This window comes from Algibacter sp. L3A6 (genome assembly GCF_009796825.1).
Classification (GTDB): domain Bacteria; phylum Bacteroidota; class Bacteroidia; order Flavobacteriales; family Flavobacteriaceae; genus Algibacter.
Map to the genome: position 1 here is coordinate 2,431,516 of NZ_CP047030.1, position 23,339 is coordinate 2,454,854.

The following is a 23,339-nucleotide window of genomic DNA, read 5'->3' on the forward strand; positions in this document are numbered from 1 at the left end:
TCTCCGTATAAATTAACCTTATTCCTCTCTTTTGTGCTTTCTATTTTATATGTTTAAATTAGTCTTTTTTATTTAAATGCTAACTTAAGAAGTATAAATGCAATTACGGTGGATTCGATTACGTTCGAATCCAGCCATAATTGCTAAAGCCTGTGCTTAATCAAGAATTTCAGTATATTTAATCCGTAACTGACTCTTATTAATGTAGTTAGGGGTAGTTTAAAATGAGGAGCTTTAGTGCGGCAAAAGACATATTATTATCAGATTTAGACTCTGAAATTAAAAATAATCCTGAAAATGAAATTCTAAAATCCTTAGGTCGGACATTAAAATCATATGAATCTGTTTTTGAATTAAATGGAGTTATGAGTGAAATCGTTGTTGATTGTCTCGGTTTTGAATTTGAAAACGGAGAAAAACTAATTGAGTTTGAAAAATATTTTTCGGACTATTCAAATTCAATTCGTTCGACTGAATTGAGAAGTTTGGCGATAATTTTGAGGTGATAAATAAAATAAATCGTTCTGATATGAATGCATTTGCTCTAGACTAACCTGAAGAATATCACTGGGAAAAATAAATATTAGTACCACTACATCGCAAATAAAACATCTAGATTTTAACGTTCAGAAAACAGGTAGTAAATACCGAAAAGCATTCGAATAAAGAACTCAATCATAAAATAAAAGTAGGAGTAACCCAAATTATCCAACCCAACCAAGCTCAACTTTAGTATCTTGCCTTAATAAAATATTATTATGAAAATAAACTTATTGTCTTGTGATGCTCAAAGACCAGATAGAAGAGCTATAGCCAAATGCATTGTAGAGATTTCAACAGGGATAGATAATGGTTTGGCAAATGAACTTACGGACATCCTTTTAGAAGGTGATCCTGTAGATATTGAGCTGGACGATAAAAACACAGGTTCTGCTTTACGTGCTTTGCGAAAGCTTGATATTGACTACGAAATTGTAGAATAATTTTAATCGGTTTTTTAGAGCTGAAAATCTAATGTTTTGTGTTTAATTGGGTATTAATTATTTGTTAATCAGGGTTTTGTTAAATTTGGTTAAAAAGGTTAAAACTATTTTAAATAGCATTTCAATCATGAAAAAAAGATTTGCTTTGTTTTAAATAACAAATAAATTTTTAATTATGAAAAAAGTATTACTAGTTGCTGCGATGGCAGTTTTTGGGTTAACACAAGTTACCGCTCAAGATGTTCAATTTGGTGCTAAATTAGGGTTGAACTTTGCTTCAATCACTGGAGATAATACCGATGGGTTTGACACGGTAACATCTTTTAATTACGGACTTGTGGCTGAGGTGCCACTTTCGGAAAAATTCTCTTTTCAACCTGAGGTTTTGTATTCTGGTCAAGGTTTTTCTTTAGGCTCTGATGAATCTGATACGGTTCAGTTAGATTATCTCACCGTGCCGTTAATGGGGAAGTATTACTTAACTAAAAGCTTAAGCTTAGAAGCTGGGCCACAATTAGGCTTTTTAATTTCTGCTAAGCAAGACGATGTTAATCTAAAAGATAGTTACAAAGGTTTAGATTTAGGTGTCAACTTTGGGTTGGGCTATAAATTAGACAACGGACTTAATTTTTCAGCACGCTATAATGTAGGCTTATCAGATGTTAATGATGTCGATAGCTTTAATGACAAATATAAAAACGGAGTTATGCAAGTGTCTATTGGTTATTTCTTTTTCTAAAACAACAGCATAAATTAAGATATTTAAAACCGAAGCCTAGTGTTTCGGTTTTTTTAGTTTTAGCCGTGTAGTAAATAGCCCCATTTTAAATGCTTGCGTTTATCTAATCGGGAAAGTATTTTCAAAAATATCATAGCCGTTATTAAGGCATCACCACTAGCAGTATGTCTATCCACTTTAGGGACGTTAAGTTCTTTACATAAATCGTCTAGCGAGTAATGCTTCTGCAAGGTATCTTGATATATTTTATGCTTAGATTTTTTGAAGAGCACGCCGGTATCGATAAACTTGTTTTTTAGTTTTCCTAAACCGTTGCGTAACATCATTTCATTCATCATGTTTTTATCGAAGCCAGCATGGTGAGCCACAAGTACGCTGTTTTGAATGTATTCTAAAAAAGCCTCAATAGCCTCTAGTTCGGTTACTTTTTCATAATCTCCGTTTTTCATAAGACCATGAATTTTTACGGTTTCAGATTTAAAAATATCCTGATGTATATAAAGCTCAAAACTATTACTTACAGGTATAGTTTTATGAACAATAGATACCGCACCAATAGATAGTACACGATCTTCCTTTTTATCAAAACCTGTAGTTTCTGTATCAAAAGCCACAAAACGCGTATCCTCAATGGGGCCTTTAGCTTTCTTTTTAAAACGCTCTAAATAGGCCAAATAAAATTCGGGATAATTGTCTTGTTTCTTATTAAACCAATTAAATTCCATTTTAGATAAAGTTTTTTAAATCGAAACGTAATTTTAAAGTCTCTTGTATATCGTGTATGGGTTTAAAACAGCGCTTTAATTTTAGTTTTTCTTCCTTAGTTAAAGTTTCTAGTTTTATAAATTTCCCAGAGTTATTGTGCAGTAAACCTTGTTTGGTTTTAAATTTAGACAAAGCCTTAAAAGCATAAGCACAAGACTCGTAAAGTTCTTTATTATTCGGGTCTATTTCTGCCATTTTTTCGTAGCGCTCGTAAGTATTGTTTACGTTTTTAATTTGATTGCTTAGTACTAGTAAACGCGCAGCATCAATTAAAGGCATTAAACCACGACTTTTAATATTAAACAAATCTTTTTGTTCACCATTTTGTTCAACCAAAAATTGTTTAAAAATACCAAGAGGCGTAGGGCTTTTAATAGCCTCGCTACCTAGGAATTTATAGAAAAGGCTCGATCCGCCTAAGGCTTCAAAAATACTTTCCGATAAGGTGTCAACTAATTTTTCATTACCATAAACACGAGAGTAATCAAAGAAAATAGAGGATAGCAAAATGGCTTTATCATCAGGACTTAAAATCCAATTCTGAAATTGTGTTTTCCATTTAGAAATCGATTTACACCATTCCGGGTTAATCGCCATCATATCAGCTTCACAATATTCAAAACCAATTTTATTAAGCGATTTGGTTACGTATTTAGCCAGTTGTAAAAAGTAAGCCTGAGTTTCTTCGTACTTATCTTCCGGTACATCTTCAAAAACTAAAGCATTATCCTGATCTGTAAACAGTAGTTGTTCTCTTCTGCCTTGGCTACCTAAGGCTAGCCAAGAAAAAGCAACTGGTGGCTCTGTTGGCATTTTCTTTAAAGCAATTTCAACGGCACGAATGGTTACGGCGTCGTTAATTTCCGAAATAACATTAATAATATGTGTTAACGGAATATTTTGTTCTAAATAACTTTTAAGTAATGTGTTTGCTTTTAAGCGTGCTATGCGTAGTTTTTTTGTTCGGTTGGCACGTTTTATTTCTTTTAAAATTACCGAAGGTGTGTTTCCTAAAGTAACCAAAACATCATGATGCGTAAGTACGCCAATTAGGCGAGAACTTACCGTGCCATCTTTGGTAATGCATAAATGACCAATACTGTTCTTTATCATTTTTAGTTGGCCATCGGCAACTGTTAAATCTCTTTTAGCCGTAATTACAGGTGAACTCATAATATTTGTAACTGCTGTGGTAATCGGAAATTTGCCTGTTGCAATTTTATTTTTTATATCACTATTGGTAATTATACCTACAGGTTTTTTATGGTCTACCACAATAATACAGCCAATTTTATGTAGAGACATTAAAATTGCAGCTTCTTGTAAAGTAGATGTTGTTGGACAGGTAATTGGTGTTTTTGTATAGTTTGCCGTTTGGAAATTTACAATGTCTTGCGAGGTGTTTGGCAGGTAATCTTTAAAAATAGCATTGTTTTCCTCAGTAGTGTAAGAGTCGTAGGCGTTGGTTGCAAAAGCGGTAATAAGATATTGATAAACCTTGGCATTATTCTCTGTAGCCGATTGAAAGTTTTTAATAGGCAAGGCGTAAATAATAGTCTCCTCGTTTGCCGTAGCCGTTAATTTATAATTTTCGCGCGCAATAAGAGGGCGCACGCCAAAAATATCTCCTGTATCGTTAATAGTAACAAGTTCTTGTGTGTTGTTTTCTGTATGAAACAAGCTAATGGCTCCAGCTCTTACAATATAGAAATACTCGTTTGCTGGTTGGTCTGCCTTAAATAAAGTGTCACCTTTTTCGAGGTAAACAATTACCGTTTCTTCGGCGATTTCTAAAAGTTTTTTAAACTTTATTAAATCGAAGGGCGGATAAATTTTTAAGAAATCGCAAACACGTTCAGCAATCGAGTTTTTCATAAGTTTGTTTTCGGTGTGAAAATTATATTAATTTAAAATCTAAAAGTAATTCACCTTCAATCGATGCTTGTAAATGGTCGCCTTTTACATTAAGTCCAACACCAGCTGCAGGTGTGCCAGTAAAAATAATATCACCTTCTTTTAAGGTCATAAAACTCGATACATACGCTATAATTTCAGCAAAATTATAAATCATAAAATCGGTGTTTCCAACCTGTTTTTGTTCACCATTAATAACCAAATCGAAATTAATATTGTTTAAATCTGGGAAGTTAGCAACAGGCTTAAAACCAGAAATAGGTGAGGCACCATCAAAACCTTTAGCTAAAGCCCAAGGGCCTTTATTTTCGCGGCTTGCAGCAAGTACATCTTTCGCTGTGTAATCAATACCAACAGCAATTTCCGAAATGTAACCGTTAGCATCTTCCAAGCTAATATCTTTACCCGTTTTTCCAATTTTTATTACCAACTCTATCTCGTAAGCCAATTGGTTTGTAATTGCCGGGAAAACAACATCCGCATTACCCGTTACAACGCTACTATCTGGCTTTGTGAAAATAACCTGTTTACCCGTTTTAATGGCGCTAATTTCAGACTTATCGTTCACATAATTTTTTCCAATTCCAATAACTTTCATCTACTTAGTTTTATAGTTTATAATCAAATTTTAAGAGAAAATAAAAGTAGTAAATAAGCCATTTAAAAAAGTGCTTTTCCTCGAAAATAATTTGGGCGTTACCATAAGGGTCGGGCTTTCAGCAGTCGCTTTTTTGTGTTGCATAGGTGCAACCACACAAAAAGAGCTCCAACAAATGCTTCAATCCCTAACGCAGGCTAGTCTGTTAAATTAAAACTTACAGCGAGTTGTAGTGTAAATATGTTAGGTTGTTGTTAAAAAAAAGCAAATGAAAATATGTCATAATCCCTACATGTGGTATCTTTATTGACATGTATTTTCAATATACTAAATTTTCACATGCAACACCTTAAAGAATCCACATCACCCAAAGATAAAACAAAACAAAAAGTCACGATGGCCCAAGCCTTTAAAACCATTATTTGGCCACGCCGGAAATTGGTTCTATTAGGTTTGTTATTAATAGTAATTCGCAGCTTGGCGGGTTTAGTATTGCCATGGCAAAGTAAAGTATTGCTAGACGATGTTGTACCAAACAAAGATATCTCGATGTTGTACAATTTAATAGGTATCGTTATAGCGGCTATTACAGTACAAGCGGTAACCTCATTTTTACTAACACAAATTTTAAGCGTACAGGCCCAATACTTAATAAGCGAATTAAGAGCGCAGGTACAAAAAAAAGTACTTTCTCTACCTATTAGCTTCTTCGACAATACCAAATCTGGTGCTTTAGTATCTCGAATTATGAGCGATGTGGAAGGTGTGCGTAATTTAATCGGTACGGGTTTAGTACAGCTTGTTGGTGGATCGTTTACAGCTATTGTTTCTCTAGTGATATTAATAGATTTAAACCCATGGATGACGCTTTTTGTGTTTGTTCCTTTATCCATTTTTGGATATATCGCGCTTAGAGCCTTTAAATATATTCGTCCTATTTTTAGAAAACGCGGAAAAATTAACGCTGAGGTAAAAGGTAGACTTACCGAAACGCTTGCTGGTGTGCGCGTAATAAAAGCCTTTAATGCCGAAGAGCAAGAAAATATTGTTTTTGAAGAAGGTGTTGATAAATTATTTCAGAATGTAAAAAAGAGTTTAACCGCAACCGCTTTAATGACCAGTTCTTCTACCTTTTTAATAGGTGTAGCCACTACAGGTATTATGGGGATTGGTGGTTATTATATGATTTTAGGAGAAATGACCACCGGTGAATTTCTCTTCTTCACCTTAGTCCTTGGTTTTATGATTGCCCCAATTGTGCAAATGAGTAACATTGGTAGCCAACTTACCGAAGCTTTAGCTGGTTTAGATCGTACCGAAGAGCTTATGAATATGACGGCTGAAGAAGATAACGAAGCCCGAACCATAGAGCTTAACACATTAAAAGGTGATATTGAATTTAAAGATGTAACGTTCTCTTACGAGGAAGGTAAAGATGTCTTGCATAATATTAACTTTAAAGCGCCGGCGGGTTCTGTAACAGCTTTAGTTGGGAGTTCAGGGTCTGGTAAGTCGACTATAGCAGGACTTTCAGCAACGTTTTTAACGCCTCAAAAAGGTAAAGTTACTATTGATAATCAAGATTTATCTAAAGTAAGGTTAAGTAGTTATCGCCAGCATTTAGGTGTGGTTCTGCAAGATGAATTTTTGTTCGAAGGCAGCATAAGGCAAAACATTATGTTTCCGAGACCAAACGCTACAGAAGCCGAATTACAAAATGCTGTAAAAGCGGCTTATGTTAATGAGTTTACGGATAGATTTGACGACGGATTAGAAACGTTAATAGGGGAGCGTGGTGTAAAACTTTCTGGCGGACAACGTCAACGTTTGGCTATTGCGCGTGCTATTCTTGCAAATCCGAAGGTTATTATTTTAGATGAAGCCACATCGAGTTTAGATACCGAAAGTGAAGCTTTAATTCAAAAGAGTTTATCAGAATTAATAAAAGATAGAACCACTATAGTTATTGCACACCGTTTAAGTACAATTCGTAAAGCCGATCAAATTTTGGTTATCGAAGCCGGCCATGTTGTAGAACGTGGCACGCACGATGAACTGATTGCTTTAGGTGCACGTTATTATGATTTATACACATATCAAGCAAAAATTTAATACATGAAAGTAACCGATTTAAGAACAACCGAGTATAACGAGTTTTACGCAGGCTATATAGGTAAAGTGCCAAAAAGCTGGACACTAAAAAAAGGTTTTGATTTAGGGAAAACAGAGGTAGTTGAATTTTTTAAAGCTATCCCAAACGATAAATTGGAATACCGTTATGCCGAAAATAAATGGACCGTAAAAGAAGTCTTTCAGCATATTATAGATACCGAGCGTGTTATGGGGTATCGTTGTTTTAGAATGGCGCGTCACGATGCTACAGCTATGGCAGGTTTTGAGCAGGATGATTATATTAAACCTTCTAAAGCAAACCAAAAATCTATGGATATTTTGGTAAACGAATATTTAAGCGTTCGCCAAAGTACAAATGCCTTAATACAGAGTTTAAGCAACGAAGATCTAGAATTTGTAGGGAATGCTAACGGAGCAGCGATGTCTGCAAGAGCAGTCGCCTTTATGGTGCTAGGGCACGAAATCTGGCATATAGATATCATAAAAGCGTTGTATTTATAATCCAAAATATCAATTTTAAGACACTTTCTTGTTTTTATTGTTTTAGAGTATGCTTTATGATAGCTTTAATTTAATTTAAAGCACTTTTAAGGCGTTTTAAGGCGTTTTTCGAAAATTAACAAATGTTAATAATTATTGCGTCAAGTCGATAAAGTGTATTTAAAATGCCATTTTAATTCGTATATTTGTTTGTATTCAAAAGGATGCTCTATAGCATCTTTTTTTTATGCTAATGAAATACTGAATCTTTTTTACATAGCGTAAAATAGAATATTAGAATTTCATTAATCCTGTATAAAAAGCAGGGTCTCATATTAATAATAAAATAATATCAATTCATAATTTATGAGCGAACAGAAAGAAGAATTTAACAAGCACAATTATTCTGCCGATAGCATTCAAGCTTTAGAAGGTATGGAGCACGTGCGTATGCGTCCGTCGATGTATATTGGCGACGTTGGTGTACGTGGTTTACACCATTTAGTTTACGAGGTTGTCGATAACTCGATTGATGAGGCTTTAGCCGGACATTGTAATAATATTACAGTAATTATCAATGAAGATAACTCGATTACGACTGAAGATGATGGTCGTGGTATTCCTGTAGATTTACACAAAAAAGAAGGCGTTTCGGCTCTAGAGGTTGTAATGACTAAAATTGGTGCTGGTGGTAAATTCGATAAAGATTCTTATAAAGTTTCTGGTGGATTGCACGGTGTTGGTGTAAGTTGTGTAAATGCTTTATCTGCACATTTAAGAGCTACCGTTTATAGAAATGGAGAAGTTTGGGAACAAGAGTACGAGCGCGGTAAAGCCCTATATCCTGTAAAGAAAATAGGAGAAACGGACAAACGTGGTACTATAGTTACTTTTAGACCAGATGAAACTATTTTTAAACAAACTTTAGAGTATAGTTATGATACTTTAGCAAGTCGTTTACGTGAGTTAGCTTACCTTAATAAAGGTATTACAATTCATTTAGTTGATAGAAGAACAGTAAAAGAAGATGGTGAGTTTGAAGGTGAAACTTTTCATTCTGAAGAAGGTTTAAAAGAGTTTATCAAGTATTTAGATGCCACTCGTGAGCCTTTAATGAAAGATGTTATCGCTTTTGAAGGTGAGAAAAATGGTGTACCTGTTGAGGTTGCTATGATTTATAATACATCGTACGCAGAGAATTTACATTCTTACGTAAATAATATTAATACACATGAAGGTGGAACACACCTTTCTGGTTTCCGTCGTGGTTTAACTCATACCCTTAAAAAGTATGCAGATGAATCAGGATTGTTAAAAAACTTAAAGTTTGATATTGCTGGTGATGATTTCCGTGAAGGGCTTACCGCTATTATTTCTGTAAAAGTACAGGAGCCTCAGTTTGAAGGGCAAACCAAAACAAAATTAGGTAACCGTGAAGTTTCTGCATCTGTAAGTCAAGCAGTATCAGAAATGCTTACCGATTACTTAGAAGAACATCCAGATGATGCTAAAATCATTGTTCAAAAAGTAATTTTAGCTGCACAAGCACGTCACGCCGCTCAAAAGGCTCGTGATATGGTACAACGTAAAACGGTAATGAGTATTGGTGGTTTACCTGGTAAACTATCCGATTGTTCTGAGCAAGATCCTGCAAAATGCGAAGTATTCCTTGTAGAGGGAGATTCGGCAGGTGGTACGGCTAAGCAAGGTCGTGATAGAGCGTTTCAAGCTATTCTTCCACTTCGTGGTAAAATATTAAACGTTGAAAAAGCCATGGTTCACAAGGTTTTTGAAAACGAAGAGATAAAAAATATCTTTACAGCACTTGGTGTAACTATTGGTACTGAAGAAGATAGTAAAGCTTTAAATCTTTCAAAATTACGTTACCATAAAGTAGTGATTATGTGTGATGCCGATATCGATGGTAGTCACATTGCTACTTTAATTTTAACGTTCTTCTTTAGATACATGAAGGAACTTATTGAAAACGGACATATCTACATTGCAACGCCGCCATTATACTTAGTAAAACGTGGTGCTAAAAAACAATATGCATGGTCTGATGCTGAGCGTGATACTATTGTTTCAGAATTTGGAGATGGATCTAAGATACAACGATATAAAGGTCTTGGAGAGATGAACGCAGAACAACTTTGGGATACCACTATGAATCCTGAATTTAGAACGATGCGTTTAGTTCAAATTGAAAACGGAACAGAAGCCGATAGAGTTTTCTCTATGTTAATGGGTGATGAAGTACCACCTCGTAGAGAGTTTATTGAGAAGAATGCTATTTACGCAAATATTGACGCGTAAAACATATTCATTTTATATACAAAAGCGCCTGTCTAAATTTAGACAGGCGCTTTTTATTTGGCTATTAATGTAGGACTAATTTGGGGCAAAGTTTTTATAATATACTTTTCTAGAATAACCCCAAGCCAACTCTTACGCTTGGTGTGCTTACTCGAACTCTCGTATTAACTGTACTTCTGTTATTATATCTATTGTTGTAATAGTTATTGCTATAACCATAGTAGTAAAAAGAAGCATGATGGTAGTAATGATCGCTATGGTGACAATGGCTGTCGCAATATTCGTAATGGCTTGCGTAAGCATCTTTTTTGCCCTTCATGTAAGCGCGGTACGCTTTTTTGTCGTTTCGTTTTAGGTTCTTTTCATAGGTTTTTTGATCTTCCCAAAAAATTTCATCATCAGCTTTTGAATCAGCTGTAAATTGTTGTTCGTATTTGGCATCTTCTAATGCGCGTTTTTGGTAATACGATTTTTTATCTATTCTTTCGTCTTGAGAAACTTCTGCTTCTTGACTATACGTTGCAAAAGAACTTCCTATAATTATTGCGAATACTAATGTTTTAAATAATGTCATCTCTTTAAAATTTTAATGATTAATTAAGCTTTTAATAAGCCTTCATTAATAAGACACTTAGTATATAGTTTACCCTATAGTTTTTTTTAATAATAATATATAGAACAAAAAAAGAACACCTAAGGGTGTTCTTTTTTTGCTATAAAAACTAATTCAAAATTTTTAATTTTTATATATAAATACTGAAGAAGCAGAAGCTAAACTATTGTTAACAGTAGGTGTCATGTTTCCTCCAGAACCAATGTTGTTAAAAGCTAAAATTCTACCACCGCCGTTACCAGCTTCGGCAATAAATACGGTTTGGGTAGTAGCATCGTAAGCTACGTCTACAGGGTTGCCTAAAAGTGTAGCGGTTCCAGATACTCGTGTTTGTTGAGATGCAGATAAGGTTGCTCCATTGGCAGTATCGTTAAACTTACTTGTAAAGTCTTCTATGATGTGAAATGCACCATCGTCTTGACCGTTAGTGGCATCTGCAATATCTGTCATTACCATAACATCAGAAGCACTATCATAAGTTAAACCATGTGTTCTAACAATGCCTTCTATTGCTATTCTTTTAGAAGCACTTAAGGTTTCGTTACTTGTGTTAGCTGTAAAATTCGTAAAAACAGCAAGTTCATTTGTTGCATCAACTACAGCATACAAATCGTTGTTTTTAAAAGTAATACCCCAAAGTTTAAAATCGGTAGTAATAGTAGTTCTTAGGGTGAAAGAATTTCCGTTGCGTGTATAGATAAATAATTTACCATCTGGTGTAGTTGCATCTCCATCTACGTCAGCATTATCTGCAACAACATAAGTGTTTCCGTTAACGGCAAGTTCTCTTGGACTCGTCATATCCATAGTTCCGTCAATGTCTGCGTTAATTGTAGCGTTATCTAAAAGGTTAGAAATGTTTGAAAAACCTTCAAGACCTAAACCAGAACGTGATGCTTGTATAACAGCATCGGAGTCGTTATCAAAGTAAATACCATCGGCAGCTGTAGATGTTGTAATTAGTGTTTTTGTTGTAATGTTTGCAGAATTTGTAACATCATATATAGTAATGTTACCATCGGAATTGTTCGATGCGTAAACTGTTGTAGAACTAGCGGATTCCATTTCCATATTGTTATCGTCATCATTACTACATGAGAATGCCAATATTGAGGTTAAAACTAGAGTTGCTAAAAATCTGTTTGAATTTAATTGTTTCATAATATTTGTGTTTTTTTTCGTTGTTATCGATACCTACGAAATTATAACCAAGTCGGTTTTATTTTTTTTCAAAATTAATTTCAGGTGTTAAAAACACTGCATCATATTATGATTCTATTGAGGGTTTAAGAGTTGATCAGTTTTTTGTTAGGTTTTATTTTCCGCCATTGGCTTGTAAATCGGCAATACATTGAGCGTCCAGTTGTGGAGCGGTACTCATGCTTGCCATATCGCTTAGATTTACAGCAGATTCTGATGCCCAATACATTAAGCAGTTTTCTACATTGCAATGTTTTGGATGTTCTTCATCTTCATGCTCACTTTGTAGCGGTGTCCCTAAATTTGTAAGCCCAAATATATGCCCAAATTCGTGATTAATTACTGTAGTCTCTAATAACGTTCTGTCTGGCTCAAACGGACTATTACTAAAGCTTTCTACCGTTTCTTGATAAACTACAAACGAGGTGTTCCAATAAGCAGTTCCTAATACTACGGTATTATCTGTTTCAGAATCATTGTCTGATTTTCCGTCCGAAAAATAAGCCCAAACAGCAATTTGGTTACTTGTGTTATAGTGTGTTCTATGCTCTGTCTCTATGTCGGCAATATCTTCTAAACTATAAGTGGTTTTTCCAGGTGAAGGAATTGCTCTTTTTTCAACAGTAATACCATTTGGTTTATAGGTCCGGTTTTCTAAAAAAGTAGTGAAATTGTTTAAAGCACTTTCCGTAGGTTCAAATCCTTCTACGTAAACAACTTCAATAATTATGCTTGTAAAGGTGTCATCTGATAGTAAATCGTGAGCAGAACTTCCTGTGGCTTGTCGGTTTAATACTTTGGATATCGTATTATCTGTATCATTGTCTTCTTCAGATTCATCTTTAGAACATGCACTTATTATCAAGAGAAATAGAAAGGGTATTAATATTTTAAACTTCATTATATTTTGTTTTTATTTTATAAAACAGCTGCCTATAAATAGACAGCTGCTTTTACCATAACTTACGGAACAAATGCTAAACTAGTTTTTAAATTTGAGTTAAAACTAATGTAATAGCTGAATTTGTTGAGCTTTGCAGAGAGATAGAACTTTGAGAATAACTTGTAACTTCCCAAGTATTATTTAATAATTCGAAAGATGTGTTTCCTGTAAAAGTTAAATTTAAAAATACTTCAAGCTCAGATGCTACGGTATAAGTGCCTTCAATGTCGTTAATGGTTGTGTTCACTGTGTTTTCTGCTGTACAACTTAAATCGTTAGCAAAATCGATAGTGTAATCGGCATAGTCATTTGCGGTGTTAACACTAGCAGATATAAAAGATTCTACTTTAAAAACGCCATCAACTAAAATGCTTTCTAAAGTGTCTGCATTTTCTTCTGCCTCTTCCATAGCTTCATCATTTTCTAAACAATTTGTAATTGCAGTTTGTAAATCCGCATCGCTACTAAGTTCAATTACGGTATTGCTTTCTCCTGTTAATGTTGCAGTAATAGGGTAGTTTATTGAAAATAAAGCATCGTCGTCAAAATTATTCATGTAAGTGTACAATTGTTGTTCAGACTCTATAACAACGCTTCCGGTTTGTTCTGCGCTTAAATCGTAAGTTAAAATTGTAATTGGGAAATCGATATTGATGCAGTTTATAGCATCTTCAGCTTCGCTTTCTGCTGTTTCACAAGCATCAATAAGCGCATCGTATTCTGTTTGGTTTGTTACTTGTACTTCAGTATAGTTACTTAGTTTAACTGTTAAAGGGAATTGAAATTCAATGCTGTCATCATCATTTGTAAACTGTCCTAAAATATTTAAAACAAGTTGGTAATCTGCTTGACTAATTAAAGTAATTTCTGTGTTATTAATTGTTGCAGTTAAAGGAAATAAAATAGACGAACAAGATACCCCATCTAAAAAATCATCAAAACTACCATCATACATAGACGAGCGCTCTAAGTTATTTGCTGTAGGTGATGTTGCAGAATTTGTATTTGGGTTTTGTCCGTTTTCGTTATCAATTTCATCTTGACAAGATGTGAAACTCATAATTGATGTTAGTAGGATTGCTGTTAATAATTTTAAATTTTTCATGTTTTTAATTTTTAGGGTTTTTATAATTTTCTTTTTCACAGCTGTTTTTTTCGCCGTTCTGTAATTAAGACCCTTAGATTTAAGTTTACCCTACGATTTTTTATAAAATATTTGAAATTAAATATAAGTCACTGTTTATCAGTGTGTATTGTTGTTGGTTTTTTTTGTTATATTTTTACCGCATATCAATTTGTATAAAATTTATGAATAGCCCCAAGCATAAACTTTGCGAAGAATCTCATTTCAACACCTTTTACACAAAACATATTCAGGCCGCAAGTAATTTTGCCTTTTATAAGTGTGGAAATAGTGATGCATCTTTAGATTATGTACAAGATGCATTTGCTAAAATTTGGGAAAATTGTTCTAAAATAGATTTTTCTAAAGCCAAAACATATCTTTTTACCACGGTTAATAATTTATTTTTAAATACTATTCGTCACCAAAAGGTGGTGCTAAATTATGCAAAAGAATCGCCATATTTAGATGAAACCAATTTGAACCCAGAATATTTAATGGAAGAAGATGAGTTTAAGCAGAAGCTTATGTTGGTTATTGAGAACTTAAGCCCAGAACAACGGGAGGTTTTTTTATTGAATAGAATAGAAGATAAAAAGTATAGAGAGATAGCCGAATTACTAGATATATCTCAAAAAACAGTTGAAAAACGAATGTCGGCAGCCTTAAAAGTATTGAGAAGTAAAATTGAAGACTTAAAAATTTAATTTTTTAATAGGGTAAATAAATAATAAGGTGTCTTATAGTTGTATAGTGTAAAAGATGAATAAAAAAAACGACATATTAAAATGGTTTGAAGGTGAAATATCTTTGGAAGATATTAAGAACAAATATCCTTCGGAAGATTTTTCGACTCTAGAAAAAATGGGCTTCTATTCTAAACAGATTGAAGTGCCAAAAATAGATGCAGAACAAGCTCTGGCCGATTTTAAGAAAAGATCATTTAAAAAAGAAGAAACCAAGGTTGTTCCATTAAACTTTAAAATGTTCATGAAGGTTGCAGCTGTATTGGTTGTTTTGTTAACATCATCTTACTTTTTGTTTTTTAATAATACGGAATCTTATTCAACTGAAATTGCTCAAACCGAAACTCTACAATTACCCGATAATTCTGAAGTGATATTAAATGCACAATCTGAATTGGCTTTTAACAAAAAGGAATGGAAACAAAATAGAAGTTTAACCTTAAAAGGTGAAGCTTTTTTTAAAGTAACAAAAGGTGAGAAATTTACTGTAATTACCGATGCTGGAAGTATTCAGGTTTTAGGAACGCAATTTAATGTTAAGGAACGCGATAATTATTTTGAAGTACAATGTTACGAAGGTTCTGTAAGTGTTACACATCAAAATAATAAAACCATTTTAACACCAGGCAAATCTGTAAGATTTGTTCATGGAGAACTTCTAGAGGTTAAGCCTTTTAATGCTGAAATTCCATCATGGTTGGCTAAAGAATCTAGTTTTAGTGAGGTGCCGTTGTGGCAAGTAATAAACGAGCTAGAAGTTCAGTATGATATTGTTATCGATGCGGGTAAAATTGATACAGAACAAATGTTTTCTGGAACTTTTACTCATAACGATAAAAACATAGCGCTGCAATCTGTAACTATTCCGCTTAAATTAAGCTATAACATAACGGGGAAAAACGTTGAGTTTTATAACTATGAATCTAACTAAAGTTTGTGTCGTTTTAATTTTATTCAGTGGTTTCTTTTCATTCGGATTTCAATCTCAAGATAAGAAGCCGTTAATAGATGTTATTGCTGAAATTGAAACCAAATTTGATGTTAAGTTTTCGTATTCGGTAACAGATGTAGATCAGGTTTTTGTTGATTCAATAAAAAATTCCGAATCTCTTCAATTTATAATAAACAGGTTAAATGCGACTACCAGTTTAAATTTCAAATTACTTAGCGAACGGTATATTACCATTTCTACCATCGAGAAAACTATTGCGATTTGTGGTATTTTAATAGATAACGTAGAGCAGTTGCCTTTGCTTGGAGCTTCCGTGGTAATTAATAATAGATCCAGAGGTGTTATTACGGATATAGAAGGTCGATTTCAGTTAAATAATATTCCCATTAATGAAACAATAGAGATTCGTTTTTTAGGGTTTAAATCTTTAACATTTAAAGCTATTGAGTTGAGATCTATAGATGGTTTTTGTAAAACCATAACTATGGAAGAAGAAAACCAAGCGCTTAATAAAATATTAATATCTAAGTTTTTAACAACAGGTTTGCAGAAACGTATTGATGGAAGTACGGTTTTAAATACAGCTAAATTTGGAGTGTTACCAGGGTTGACAGATCCCGATGTTTTGCAGTCTATACAAGCTTTACCTGGTGTAGAAAGCGTAAATGAAAGTATTGCTAATATTAATGTGCGTGGTGGTACAAACGACCAGAACTTAATACTTTGGGATGGTATTAAAATGTATCATTCAGGACACTTTTTTGGTTTAATGTCTGCTTATAATCCGTATCTAACAAACCAAGTCGTGGTTACTAAAAATGGAACGCCAAGTGAGTTTAGTGATGGTGTTTCTAGTACCATTAATATGTCTACTAAAAATGAAATAAACAATACGTTTTCTGGAGGTTTTGGAGCTAATTTAATGCATGCCGATGTGTTTTTAGAAATACCTATTAGTGAAAAGTTGGCTTTACATGTTTCTGGTAGACGCTCGTTTACTGATGTTTTTAATTCACCAACTTATGATAATTATTTTGAACGTAGTTTTCAGGATAGTGAGTTAACAACTAATAGTGATAACATAAGTGATGGTAACCGAAGTTCAGATTTTTTCTTTTACGATTATACGGCAAAATTATTGTTCGATTTAAATGAAAATCATCAGTTTCGTGCAAACGTAATTGGTATTAATAATAATTTAGATTATACAGAGGTATATTCGGATAATGACGATAATGTAAATTCTAAAACGAGTAATTTACAGCAAGATAATATTGGTTTTGGTGGAAGTTGGAATGCTACGTGGAATGATAGGTTCACGACAGAAACCTCTGCTTTTTATTCAAACTACAATGTAGATGCAACAGATAATAGAATTGAAACCAACCAGCAACTAACCCAAGCAAACGAAGTATTAGAAACCGGTTTTAAGCTGAATACAAAGTATAAGATCAATGAATATTTGCACTTTTTAAACGGTTATCAATTTAGTGAAATTGGTATTTTGAATGAAACCACGGTAAGTGCGCCATCTTACGAGAAAACGAAAAAAGATGTTCTTCTAAATCATGCCTTGTTCAGTGAAATTGAATTTTATAAAAACAATACATATTTACGAGTAGGTGTAAGAGGGAATTATTTTCAGAAATTTAATAAACTCATTATTGAGCCGCGATTAAATTTTAGGCAAAAACTATCACAACAAATAGCATTTAAGCTACAAGGCGAATTTAAAAATCAATCGGCAAATCAAATTATTGATTTTCAGGACAATTTTTTAGGTGTTGAAAATAGAAGATGGATTCTGGCAAACGAAAATGATATTCCAATATCTGAAAGTAAACAAGTGTCTTTAGGTTTCGAGTTTAATAAAAATAATTGGTTAATGGATGTTGAAGGCTTCTATAAACAAGTTGATGGTATTACGGCTTTAAACCAAGGGTTTTATAATAATTTTCAGTTTGTTAATGCCACCGGAAACTATACGGCAAAAGGTGCTGAGTTTTTAATTAATAAAACAGCCAATAAGTATAGTGCATGGCTTAGCTATACTTACAGTCAAAATAATTATAAATTTCAAAGTTTCAGTCCATCTGTTTTTCCTAACAATGTAGATATACGGCATTCGGTATCGTTAGCTGTAAATTATAATGTTTTAAAGCAGTTAGAACTATCTGTTGGTGGTATGTGGCGTTCAGGCCAGCCTTACACCAAACCTGTTGAAGGAGATGAGACGGTTAGGGATGGAAATAATGTTTTGGTGAATTATAGTGATCCAAACAGTTCTAATCTCGATGATTTTATACGATTAGATGCTTCAATAAATTATACATTCCGAGTTACAGAAACTGTGGATGGCGCTTTAAGAGCAGGTGTATTTAATGTTATAGGTACGCAGAATGTTATAAATAGGTATTATGAAGTTAATCCAGAAGACTCTAATACTGCCATTCAAATAGATAACAAATCCCTTGATTTAACTCCTAATTTAAGTCTTAGATTCAATTTTTAATCCGATAAAAAACATAATAAATTCGATTAAATACATTTTTTACCGCTTAAATGTTGTGTAATGTAAAAATAAGTGTATCTTTGCTTCAGCTAAGACAGTGATTATAAAAACTTTAGCGTCAAAATATGTTATTCTTGCAAAAAGGAATAAAATTTTGAGTTTAAATGAATTTTAATAGTCATAATTTAAAGAATATTTATATTATCAATTTTAGCCATAAAGAGTAAATTTCAATTAAGTCAGTTTTGGCTTAATTTTAAAAATAATATCACTCATTTATAGATCTTTTTAAAAGGTTTTGAATTGAGTTTTGTGAAAGAAAAGTTTAGTTAAAAGTTTAGTTAAAAGTTTAGTTTTATTTAGTTTAGTTTAGTTAGTTGTTAAAAAAGTGCAGAAATTATTCTGCACTTTTTTTATTTCAAAAAGTAGGGTATTTATATGCGTTCTTGTTAAAGAAATAGAAGATAAATTCGTAAATTTGCTTGACACCAATTCTGTTTTTTAAGGGTTTTGTCGACTAAATATTAAATAATTTTATTAAAATTAAACTTATGAAAGTAACTGTAGTAGGAGCAGGAGCAGTAGGCGCAAGTTGCGCAGAATATATTGCAATTAAAAATTTCGCATCAGAAGTTGTTTTGTTGGACATTAAAGAAGGTTATGCTGAAGGTAAAGCCATGGATTTAATGCAAACCGCATCATTAAACGGTTTTGATACAAAAATCACTGGTGTAACTAACGATTATAGCCAAACAGCAGGTAGTGATATTTGTGTAATTACTTCTGGAATTCCTCGTAAACCAGGAATGACTCGTGAAGAATTAATTGGTATAAACGCTGGGATTGTAAAAGCTGTATCAACAAGTTTATTGGAGCATTCTCCAAATATGATTCTTATCGTTGTAAGTAACCCTATGGATACTATGACGTATTTAGCTCATAAATCTCTGGATATACCAAGAAACAGAATTATTGGTATGGGAGGCGCTTTAGATTCGGCTCGTTTTAAATATAGATTAGCAGAAGCTTTAGAATCACCTATTAGCGATGTTGACGGTATGGTAATTGGTGGTCATAGTGATAAAGGTATGGTGCCATTAACATCTCATGCTACAAGAAATTCTATTAAAGTTTCTGAGTTTTTAAGCGAAGAGCGTTTAGAGCAAGTTGCTGCAGATACTAAAGTTGGTGGAGCAACACTTACAGGTTTATTAGGAACATCTGCTTGGTATGCACCAGGTGCTGCAGTAAGTGGTTTAGTTCAAGCTATTGCTTGTGATCAAAAGAAAATGTTCCCATGTTCAACTTATTTAGAAGGTGAATACGGATTAAACGATATTTGTATTGGTGTACCTGTAATTTTAGGTAAAAACGGTATCGAGCAAATTATCGATATTCCTTTAAGTGATGCTGAAAAAGCACACATGCAAGCAAGTGCAGAAGGTGTAACAAAAACTAATGGTTTATTAGAATTATAGTCTTACAACCATTAATTTACATAAATATATAGAGGCTGTAGCAATACAGCCTTTATTTTTTTATATTTGCCGCATGCAATTAAAAAGGTACATAGGTGCTATAATTTTTATTTTGAGTTTCTTGGCTGTTATATCTCAGCAGGAATTCAATGTACCTAATCAGGAAATTGTATTAGAGTTTAATCATGTTGAGGTTACTTCAAATGAAGCTCAAACAGCGGTAGCACACGTAAAGCAGCAACTACAAGCGCTTGGTGCAAATCAAATAAAAGTACAGCAAACGGCTCAAGGAAAATTGAAAATCACCTACTACAGTGATGCCGATGTTGCTAGTATTAAAAAAACTTTTGCTAAAGATTTAGAAAATAAAACTTTCAGTAAAAACAATAGAAAAACAGAATTACCTACCCAAACACCAAATATTGCCTATAATCTCGATGTTTTCGAAATTCAGAATGCAAATACATCTGGTTGGGATCTAGATGGTAAGTGCGTATTAACTACCGATACTAAAAGTGATCGTTTCTCAGATCCAAATATTTTCTTCTTTATAGAAGTTGTAAATGTTTCGTTAGAAAATAACACCATTAAAACGGCTTATAAAGTGCGTAGAAATATTTCAATTTCTACCGAAAATAATCTTCATAAAATACCCGAAGGCAGGGCAGGACCAACTTGCTAAACCAATGGGTTTGTTAGGTTTTAGATGCTTTAGTGCATGTAAAAAGCCTTTCATGTTTTATTAAAAATTTCAAACACAATCAATTTCAACCTAAAAAGTGTCAAATATTGACCGTAAATAATATATTTGCGCGTCGAAAAAGTTTTGACACACACTAAAATTACAACAATGCAAAATAAAGGATTAGTAAAACTATTTGCGCTTTTGTTTGGTTTGGTAAGTATCTACCAATTATCATTCACGTTTAAAGCGAAACAAATTGAAAACGCAGCCGAAGAGATTGCGATTAGTAAAATTGCCGATACCGAAGAAGGTTACCGTGCAAAACGTAGCGCCGAAGAGACTGCTTATTTAGAGGCTATCGCTACAGATACCGTATTTAATATGGGTATCGCAAAATTCACTTACAACGAAGTGAAACAAAAAGCCATGAATTTAGGTTTAGACTTAAAAGGTGGTATTAGTGCTACACTTCAAATATCTATTAGAGATATCTTGAAAGGATTAGCTAACCATACTAAAGATCCTGTATTCAACAAGGCTTTAGATGATGCTGCTGAAATTCAAAAAAACAGTCAGAATACATATTTAGAAGATTTCTTCATCGCTTTCGATAAAATTAAAGGAGATACTAAATTAGCTTCACCAGATATTTTTTATACAAAAGCATTAGATGGTGAAATTAGTGGTAACATGACGGATGATGAGGTTAAAGCCATCATCTCAACTAAAATTGATGAGTCTGTAGTTTCTGCATTCGAGGTTTTACGTAAACGTATCGATGAGTTTGGTGTAACACAACCAACTATCCAACGTATCGGAACTTCTGGTCGTATTTTAGTAGAGTTACCAGGTGTAAAAGATAAAGAGCGTGCTATTAAATTATTACAAAGTACAGCACAATTAGAATTTTGGGATGCTTATAAAGGTGAGCAGTTTTTCCCGTTTTTAGCGCAAGCTAACGAAGTATTAAAAGATATCGTTTCTCCAAAAACAGAAACAGCAGAGCAAGAGCCACAAGATACTGAAGATGCAGATTCTGCAATCGACGATCTTTTAGGTGAAGCAGAAACAGATTCTACTGCAGTATCTACGGTTAACCCAATATTCGATTTAATTAGAGGCCAAGGTTACCAAGGCGGACCGATTATAGCTCAATTTGAAGCAAAAGATAAAGAAACTATCGAGAACTACTTAAGTATGGCTCAAGTACGTGCTTTACTTCCAGCAGAGCAACGTTACGCAAAATTTGTATTCGGAAAACCTAAAAAGGGAAGTGAGTTATTAGACTTATATGCTTTAAAAGGAAACAGAGAAAACGAACCAGAATTAAGTGGAGCTGTAGTTACAGATGCTAGAAACCAATTTGGAGCAACAGGTAAATCTGAGGTTTCAATGCAAATGAATGCTAAAGGTGCTAAAATCTGGGAAGAAATGACTGGTAACGCATACACGCAAGGGAGTCAAATTGCAATTGTTTTAGATAACGTTGTGTATTCTGCTCCAGGTGTAACAACCGGGCCAATTGCAGGTGGTAGCTCTTCAATTTCTGGAGACTTTAGCTTAAACGAAGCAATCGATTTAGCAAACGTATTACGTGCTGGTAAATTACCTGCTTCTGCAGATATTATTCAAAGTGAAGTTGTTGGACCATCTTTAGGTCAAGAAGCTATTGATAGCGGTAAAATGTCGTTCATGATTGCTTTAGCATTAGTATTAATATGGATGGTATTTTACTACGGTAAAGCTGGTGCATTTGCAGATGTTGCGATGGCATTAAACATTCTTTTAATCTTCGGTATCCTTTCAGGATTAGGTGCTGTATTAACATTACCTGGTATTGCCGGTATTGTATTAACAATTGGTATGTCGGTCGATGCAAACGTACTGGTCTTTGAGCGTATTCGAGAAGAGCTTGCCAAAGGTAAAGGTCAAAAAGAAGCGATTCAAGATGGATTTAGCAATGCTTTATCTTCAATCTTAGATGCCAACATTACTACAGGTTTAACAGCATTAATCTTATTTATATTTGGTACAGGACCAATTAAAGGTTTCGCAACAACCTTAATCATTGGTATTGGTACATCATTATTTACTGCAATTTTCATCACACGTTTACTAATAGACTGGTATTCTAACCGTGGCGGAAACTTAGCATTCTCTACACCAATCACTAAAAACTTATTCCGTGATATCCGTATCGATTTCTTATCGAAACGTAAAATTGCTTACATCATTTCAGGTGTATTCATCGTAGTGAGTTTAGGATCTTTATTTACAAACAGTTTAGATCAAGGTGTTGATTTTGTTGGAGGTAGAACGTACCAAGTTCGTTTTAATCACGATGTTAGTGCTTCAGAAATTACAGGTGTACTTTCTAGCCCAGATGTCTTTGGTAGTGCAAACGCTAAAATATTTGGAGATGCTAACCAAGTTAAAATTACTACAAAATACTTAGTAGAAGAAACAGGATCTGAAGTAGATGAGCAAATTCGTAAAACCCTTTATACAGCGTTACAACCGTATTTCGAAGGTCTTACTTACGAGGAGTTTATTAGCGATGCTGATACAAAAACAGTAGGATTATTAAAAACAGATAAAGTAAGTCCTACTATTGCTGATGATATCAAGCAAGAATCATTCTGGGCGGTTTTAGGATCATTAATCGTAGTATTCCTTTATATCTTAATCAGATTTAAAAAATGGCAATACTCACTTGGTGCAGTAGCAGCTGTATTCCACGATGTATTAATCGTATTAGGTGTATTCTCTTTAACGTACAAATTCATGCCATTCTCAATGGAAATCGATCAAGCGTTTATAGCAGCAATATTAACCGTAATTGGATATTCATTAAATGATACCGTGGTAGTATTCGATAGAGTGCGTGAGTTCTTCAACGAGCACACAGGATGGAAATTCGATCGCGTTGTAAATGCATCATTAAGCAGTACATTAAGCCGTACATTAAATACTTCTTTAACAACATTAGTAGTGTTATTAGCAATCTTTATCTTCGGTGGAGATTCTATTAGAGGTTTCATGTTCGCCTTAATAGTAGGTGTAATAGTAGGTACATACTCGTCGCTTTTTATAGCAACACCAGTAATGTATGATACTGTAAATAAATTAGAAGGAAAAAAGAAAGAAGAAGACTAACTC

At 33.7% G+C, this 23,339-nt stretch carries 19 protein-coding genes; 12 read left to right on the forward strand and 7 right to left on the reverse strand.

All coding sequences use genetic code 11. The features are described 5' to 3' along the window. Positions 1–224 precede the first annotated feature (224 nt). From GQR98_RS10215 to GQR98_RS10225, 3 genes are all read left to right on the forward strand, one after another. Complete coding sequence (locus GQR98_RS10215) at positions 225–506, forward strand: hypothetical protein (RefSeq protein ID WP_159019403.1); 282 nt, start codon at positions 225–227, stop codon at positions 504–506. A 252-nt stretch (positions 507–758) separates the two neighbouring features. Then, positions 759–983 (forward strand): hypothetical protein, encoded by a 225-nt coding sequence (locus GQR98_RS10220; protein ID WP_133965327.1) that lies wholly within the window; start codon positions 759–761, stop codon positions 981–983. A 175-nt stretch (positions 984–1,158) separates the two neighbouring features. After that, positions 1,159–1,722, forward strand: a complete 564-nt coding sequence (locus GQR98_RS10225) for a porin family protein (protein WP_159019404.1) — start codon at positions 1,159–1,161, stop codon at positions 1,720–1,722. Between the two features lie 59 nt (positions 1,723–1,781). Here GQR98_RS10225 and GQR98_RS10230 read toward each other — a convergent pair whose 3' ends face one another. The 3 genes from GQR98_RS10230 to GQR98_RS10240 are packed head-to-tail and all read right to left on the reverse strand — an operon-like array spanning position 1,782 to position 4,999. Then, the gene (locus tag GQR98_RS10230; RefSeq protein WP_159019405.1) at positions 1,782–2,447 is read right to left on the reverse strand and encodes a PolC-type DNA polymerase III; all 666 of its coding nucleotides are present in this window, start codon (positions 2,445–2,447) and stop codon (positions 1,782–1,784) included. Between the two features lies 1 nt (position 2,448). After that, complete coding sequence (locus GQR98_RS10235) at positions 2,449–4,362, reverse strand: DUF294 nucleotidyltransferase-like domain-containing protein (RefSeq protein WP_159019406.1); 1,914 nt, start codon at positions 4,360–4,362, stop codon at positions 2,449–2,451. A 22-nt stretch (positions 4,363–4,384) separates the two neighbouring features. Beyond that, positions 4,385–4,999, reverse strand: a complete 615-nt coding sequence (locus GQR98_RS10240; protein WP_159019407.1) for a fumarylacetoacetate hydrolase family protein — start codon at positions 4,997–4,999, stop codon at positions 4,385–4,387. A 339-nt stretch (positions 5,000–5,338) separates the two neighbouring features. On the opposite strand from GQR98_RS10240, the gene GQR98_RS10245 reads away from it, so the two are divergent. From GQR98_RS10245 to gyrB, 3 genes are all read left to right on the forward strand, one after another. Then, positions 5,339–7,111, forward strand: a complete 1,773-nt coding sequence (locus GQR98_RS10245; RefSeq protein ID WP_159019408.1) for an ABC transporter ATP-binding protein — start codon at positions 5,339–5,341, stop codon at positions 7,109–7,111. Positions 7,112–7,114: 3 nt separating this feature from the next. Beyond that, positions 7,115–7,633: a DinB family protein gene (locus tag GQR98_RS10250; protein ID WP_159019409.1), complete on the forward strand. Its 519-nt coding sequence runs from the start codon at positions 7,115–7,117 to the stop codon at positions 7,631–7,633. A 345-nt stretch (positions 7,634–7,978) separates the two neighbouring features. Further along, positions 7,979–9,928: a DNA topoisomerase (ATP-hydrolyzing) subunit B gene (gyrB, locus tag GQR98_RS10255; RefSeq protein WP_159019410.1), complete on the forward strand. Its 1,950-nt coding sequence runs from the start codon at positions 7,979–7,981 to the stop codon at positions 9,926–9,928. A gap of 109 nt (positions 9,929–10,037) precedes the next feature. On the opposite strand, the gene GQR98_RS10260 is transcribed toward gyrB, so the two are convergent. The 4 genes from GQR98_RS10260 to GQR98_RS10275 form a co-directional block, all read right to left on the reverse strand. Continuing rightward, positions 10,038–10,502 (reverse strand): hypothetical protein, encoded by a 465-nt coding sequence (locus tag GQR98_RS10260; protein WP_159019411.1) that lies wholly within the window; start codon positions 10,500–10,502, stop codon positions 10,038–10,040. Positions 10,503–10,664: 162 nt separating this feature from the next. Further along, entirely contained in the window at positions 10,665–11,702 is a 1,038-nt protein-coding gene (locus GQR98_RS10265) for a hypothetical protein (protein WP_159019412.1), read from the reverse strand. 154 nt (positions 11,703–11,856) lie between these two features. After that, positions 11,857–12,642 carry a membrane metalloprotease gene (locus tag GQR98_RS10270; protein WP_159019413.1) on the reverse strand — a complete coding sequence of 262 codons (786 nt, stop codon included), beginning with the start codon at positions 12,640–12,642 and terminating at the stop codon, positions 11,857–11,859. Positions 12,643–12,730: 88 nt separating this feature from the next. Further along, positions 12,731–13,789 carry a hypothetical protein gene (locus tag GQR98_RS10275; RefSeq protein WP_159019414.1) on the reverse strand — a complete coding sequence of 353 codons (1,059 nt, stop codon included), beginning with the start codon at positions 13,787–13,789 and terminating at the stop codon, positions 12,731–12,733. A 203-nt stretch (positions 13,790–13,992) separates the two neighbouring features. Between GQR98_RS10275 and GQR98_RS10280 the strand changes: the two genes are divergently transcribed. The 6 genes from GQR98_RS10280 to secDF all read left to right on the forward strand — a co-directional run bounded on the left by GQR98_RS10280 (position 13,993) and on the right by secDF (position 23,336). Beyond that, positions 13,993–14,514 (forward strand): RNA polymerase sigma factor, encoded by a 522-nt coding sequence (locus GQR98_RS10280; RefSeq protein WP_159019415.1) that lies wholly within the window; start codon positions 13,993–13,995, stop codon positions 14,512–14,514. A gap of 55 nt (positions 14,515–14,569) precedes the next feature. Further along, positions 14,570–15,484: a FecR family protein gene (locus GQR98_RS10285; RefSeq protein WP_159019416.1), complete on the forward strand. Its 915-nt coding sequence runs from the start codon at positions 14,570–14,572 to the stop codon at positions 15,482–15,484. Further along, positions 15,471–18,017 (forward strand): TonB-dependent receptor plug domain-containing protein, encoded by a 2,547-nt coding sequence (locus tag GQR98_RS10290; RefSeq protein ID WP_159019417.1) that lies wholly within the window; start codon positions 15,471–15,473, stop codon positions 18,015–18,017. The genes GQR98_RS10285 and GQR98_RS10290 overlap by 14 nt, the downstream gene beginning before the upstream one ends. A gap of 551 nt (positions 18,018–18,568) precedes the next feature. Further along, positions 18,569–19,495 (forward strand): malate dehydrogenase, encoded by a 927-nt coding sequence (mdh, locus tag GQR98_RS10295; RefSeq protein ID WP_159019418.1) that lies wholly within the window; start codon positions 18,569–18,571, stop codon positions 19,493–19,495. 73 nt (positions 19,496–19,568) lie between these two features. Continuing rightward, positions 19,569–20,177, forward strand: coding sequence for a hypothetical protein (locus tag GQR98_RS10300; RefSeq protein WP_159019419.1), 609 nt, complete (start codon positions 19,569–19,571; stop codon positions 20,175–20,177). Between the two features lie 168 nt (positions 20,178–20,345). After that, positions 20,346–23,336, forward strand: a complete 2,991-nt coding sequence (secDF, locus tag GQR98_RS10305) for a protein translocase subunit SecDF (protein ID WP_159019420.1) — start codon at positions 20,346–20,348, stop codon at positions 23,334–23,336. Positions 23,337–23,339 lie beyond the last annotated feature (3 nt).